The organism is Barnesiella sp. CU968 (assembly GCF_905219685.1).
Classification (GTDB): Bacteria; Bacteroidota; Bacteroidia; order Bacteroidales; family Muribaculaceae; genus Lepagella; species Lepagella muris_A.
This window is the reverse complement of sequence record NZ_CAJMXD010000247.1, coordinates 1-4468: the sequence shown is the minus strand read 5'-3', so window position 1 is coordinate 4468 and position 4468 is coordinate 1. Positions and strand designations below refer to the sequence as shown.

4 protein-coding genes are annotated in these 4468 nt (G+C 47.0%); 1 reads left to right on the top strand and 3 read right to left on the bottom strand.

Going from position 1 to position 4468, the window contains the following annotated elements:
- Positions 1-651: DUF1846 domain-containing protein (locus tag JX312_RS09640; RefSeq protein ID WP_204457844.1), on the bottom strand; the 651-nt coding region annotated here is incomplete at its 3' end.
- A 93-nt stretch (positions 652-744) separates the two neighbouring features.
- Here JX312_RS09640 and JX312_RS09635 point away from each other — a divergent pair.
- Positions 745-2043: a serine hydrolase gene (locus tag JX312_RS09635; protein ID WP_124030449.1), complete on the top strand. Its 1299-nt coding sequence runs from the start codon at positions 745-747 to the stop codon at positions 2041-2043.
- Here the strand turns inward: JX312_RS09635 and JX312_RS09630 are convergent.
- On the bottom strand, positions 1997-3340 hold the full coding sequence (locus JX312_RS09630) for an MFS transporter (RefSeq protein WP_204457843.1): 1344 nt from the start codon (positions 3338-3340) through the stop codon (positions 1997-1999). The genes JX312_RS09635 and JX312_RS09630 overlap by 47 nt on opposite strands.
- A gap of 73 nt (positions 3341-3413) precedes the next feature.
- Complete coding sequence (locus JX312_RS09625) at positions 3414-4376, bottom strand: urea transporter (protein WP_204457842.1); 963 nt, start codon at positions 4374-4376, stop codon at positions 3414-3416.
- Positions 4377-4468 lie beyond the last annotated feature (92 nt).

The following is a 4468-nucleotide window of genomic DNA, read 5'->3' as shown; positions in this document are numbered from 1 at the left end:
ATGCTTGAGTGGGAGATTCCACACAGGGAATGTCTCGAATTTCGCATATCCCGCCTCGACTCCGTGTTTATGTTCGTTATAAAGCTGGCTGAGACACACCGCCATTTTACCGCTTCCCGGTCCGGGTGCGGTAACGATAACCAGCGGACGGCTTGTCACCACATAATCGTTTTTGCCAAAACCTTCGTCAGAATCTATCAATGCGACATTATTAGGATAACCTTCGATTGTGTAATGGCAATATGAAGTGATATTCATACGGCTGAGCTTCTCGCGGAAAGCATCGGCACTGGCTTGTCCGTTGTAATGGGTTATTACTACCGATCCGACAAGGAATCCCCGTTTCATGAATTCCTCACGCAGCCGGAGCACATCCATGTCGTATGTGATGCCGAGGTCGCCTCTGACCTTGTTTCTCTCGATATCAATGGCACTGATTACTATAATAATCTCAGCTTTGTCTGCAAGGTTGCTGAGCATTCTCAGTTTGCTGTCGGGCTGGAAGCCGGGGAGCACACGGCTGGCGTGGTGGTCATCGAAAAGTTTGCCGCCGAGTTCAAGATACAGTTTGTTACCAAACTTCGCAATTCTCTCTTTGATATGCTCAGATTGTATTCTGAGATATTTGTCGTTGTCAAATCCGTATTTCATAACGGGATGCAAAGTTAATAAATAATCGACAATTTTTGAAATCGCATATTCCAAAAAATATTCTTAAATTTGCACACCAATCATTGTTTGAACGTGAAAAGAAAAAATATTAAGGATTCCACATTCTATATAATAGGTTTCTGTATCACCGCCTTTGCGGCAATTTGCTTTCTCAGACCTGACAGAAAAAATGTGCGGATGGAAAACGCTTCAGCCGCTTCTTCCGAAGACACCTGGATTGATACGCTTTCCAATGCCTCTTCCGATTATGTGCCGCTGCAGCCGATGGAGCGGGAGATAGAACATTTTATGGCGAAGTGGGATATAAAAGGTATGTCACTTGCCATGTCAAGAAACGACTCACTGTTATATGCCAAGGGTTTCGGCTGGGCAGACATGGAGATGGGAAAAACAATGGAGGCAAATTCCATCATGAGGATAGCTTCAGCCTCCAAGCTTGTAACGGCATCGGCAATCATGAAACTTGTGGAGCAGAGGCGGCTTACGTTGCATAGCCTTGTGTTCGGGGAGCAGGGAATCCTGAACAGCCGGGATTTTACGGATGCGATTCATGATCCGAGAGTCAGGGAAATAACTGTGGAAGACCTTCTTAAACATCAGGGAGGTTTTACTCTTGGAGCGGGAGATCCGATGTTCAATACAGTGGAACTGAAGAAAGCGAAGCAATTGACAGAGGCTCCGAGTAATCAGGATCTTGTAAAGATTGTGCTGGGACGCAGACTCGGTTTTCATCCGGGAAAGGGAAGAAGGTATTCCAATTTCGGATATATGCTTCTTTCACTTGTCATAGAGAAAGTCTCGGGGCAGGGATATTGGGATTTTGTCTCCAACAATATTCTTGAGCCGGCGGGTGCCTACGGGTTTATGCCAGCCACAAACTATTATGATGAGAGAAATTTGCGGGAGGTGAAGTATTATTCGCCTGATGCCGAGCTTGTAGAGGATTTCAATACTCCCTCGAAGATGGTTGACCGCTGTTATGGAGGTGCTAATATCAACGCCTTGATGGGAGCCGGTGGCTGGTGTGCGTCGGCGGCATCATTGTGTCGTCTTGTAGCTTCAATTGACGGCAATCCGGGAGTTCCCGATGTTCTCACATCATCAAGCGTGAACCTGATGACAGCACATGAGGATGATGAAAAAGTCTGTCTTGGCTGGACTGAATCTGATGTGAACGGCAAATGGAGCCGTAGCGGAACATTGTCGTCGGCACATGCTCTGATTGAGCGTTTCCCGGATGGAGAATGCTGGGTGATCACGATGAACACGGGAGTATGGACCGGATTCAGGTTCACACGCGACATGTCGCGTCTTATAGAGCGTCTCAGGTGCCGCTATTCAAATCAGATGCCTTCGAGAAACCTTTGGTGACCAATGCGCCGACTGCCATCACAATGGCAGAAACCGCCAATACAGTTGCCGCTCCACCGGATTTCAACAATACCGGAATTACGAACACACCCGCCACTGCTCCGATTTTTCCGATTGAAGCTGCTATGCCGACACCCTGCCCCCGGCTGTCCACGGGATATATCGTTGGCGGAAGTACATAGGTTATAAGGTGTGGACCGATATTGAGAAACAGTTCAAAAGCCATGAATGATCCTATGGATATCCATTTGTTCCAGCTGAAATGATATGACAGCAGCAATATTCCAAGAGCCAGGGCACACATCCAGAATCCCCGGGTCTGGATATTGACGATATTATGTTTTCTGTTGATCAGATAAAGACCGATTAAGAATCCAGGCAGGATAATGCAGCTGATCCACAAGGTGATTCTTACTGAATCGGTTACATGCAATATGGGATTCTCTCCAGGCGAAAAGTGTTCCAGTCCGAGTGCCATCACGAGAATCGGAAGAAACACACCGATTCCGTAGACTCCCATACCTTCGCATGCCCAGGGAATGCCGCTTAGCACCACCTTCCTCCAATTCTCCATTATGAATCTTGGCATCGAAATTTTCGTGTCAGGTCTGTCATGACTACCTGCATCGGAATCACAGGCTATCGAGGCATCGGGACCGAAGAATTTTCTTGCAGCTTCCTCGGCATCTGTCACACGACCTTTGTCCATAAGCCATTTCGGGCTTTGGTAGAATCTGATCCGTAGCAGAATCATAAGAGCCGCTGTAATTGCCACAATCCATAAAAGGTCAGGCCATAATTCAGCACTTTTCCAATAAGACAGAAGACCGAAGCATATTGCGGCTACAAGTATATTGCCCAGCGCGCATCCCGCCTTTGCCACTCCGACCATCAGAGATCTATAACGCGCAGGCATCAGCTCCGATATATAATCAGAGTCAAGGCTGTATTCACCACCTATCCCCATGCCGATTAAAAACAGACAAATGGTAAGTGTCGCTACAGAAGGAAACAAGATGCCGGCAATAGAGGCGACAAGTATAAGAGCCGGGCAGAACCTGAAGAAGAACAGATAACCGTAACGGTCGCTCAGCCGCCCGAATATCACGGAACCGAATATTATTCCTATCAGGTCGGCTGCTCCGATAAGTCCTTGCATGAAAGAGGACAATTCCGGGTGCAGGATTATATTCAACATAGGAATAATGATTCCGGCGAGTGTCGCGACAGAAGTTCCGATCATTTGTCCGAGAGATGCCACAAAGACAATGTAATAGTGTCTTGGTGTCATTTTCATATTTGCGATGTCTGTCATAAGCTCGTATAGGTAATTTTCCCGAAATCGATGCAGTTGCTTAAAAGATATGCTGTCAGTTCTGTTTAGGCTGGAAGAATGAGTAGGCGGGTAAGAGAAACAGCCAGGTAGCCAGGCAGAAAGGACCTGTAAGCGTAGGCAGTCCCATAGGAGCGAAGAATGCATTCATTGCCGCCTGGATGAATACAGTGGAGATGATACCTATTATTGTCCATATTGCTGATTTCCAGGAATAGTTGCAATATGTAGCACCGAGAGCGATGCCTGTCAGTACAGCACTGAATCCGTAGAGACCATTGGCTATATCCGCCCCTGGTCCTCTCCATAATATCACGATCAGAAGTGCGATTGCGGATGATACGGCAGCCCACATCGTAGCTCTCAAGCTGCTTACGGCAAGAGCTGCAAGGAAGAAAATGCCTGTTACCCATGAGTTTATAAGGAACACCTGCGCTATCCCTTTAAGCCAATATTGCACCAGACCGAGAAAATGCATGTCGAGAGCTTCCTGCGCCCCTAAAGGGAGTTCCGGAGTTCCCATGTGTATTGGCGGCATACCGTTGAACAGACGTGCAGCCAAAAGGAAGAACCAGGTGCAAAGCACAAAGGGGAATGTAAATGTGGACATTTTCCATTTTTCCCATATATTGTCGAGTCCCGAACGAACCCATGTAGTCATTGCCGCACATAATATTAGTCCAAGCCACATCCAGATCGTATTTCCGAGAAATGTAGGGAATGCGCATCCGACAAGACATCCGTTGAATCCCCACAGACCCTGGCCTCCTTTAGTGTCGGGCAACTGAAGTATGTAACCGGTCAATGTCGAGACGATGGCTCCTAAAAGCAATCCCCACGCCACAATTCCTATTCCTTCCTCATATGCTCCCCAGAAGATACCGATGGTGAAAAGGATTCCCGTCCACATGGAATCCTGAAACATTACCTGACCTATGCCGCGGAAGAGTGTTCTCGGAAATGTGCGGACAGTGGATTTCAGAGTGTAAATCAGTGCCATATAAAAAGTATTTAAACCACTAGTGTCTCTTAAAAAGTGTTAATCAAATTCGAGGTCAAGAGTTGGATGGCAATTTGCTATTTGTGCTGGCT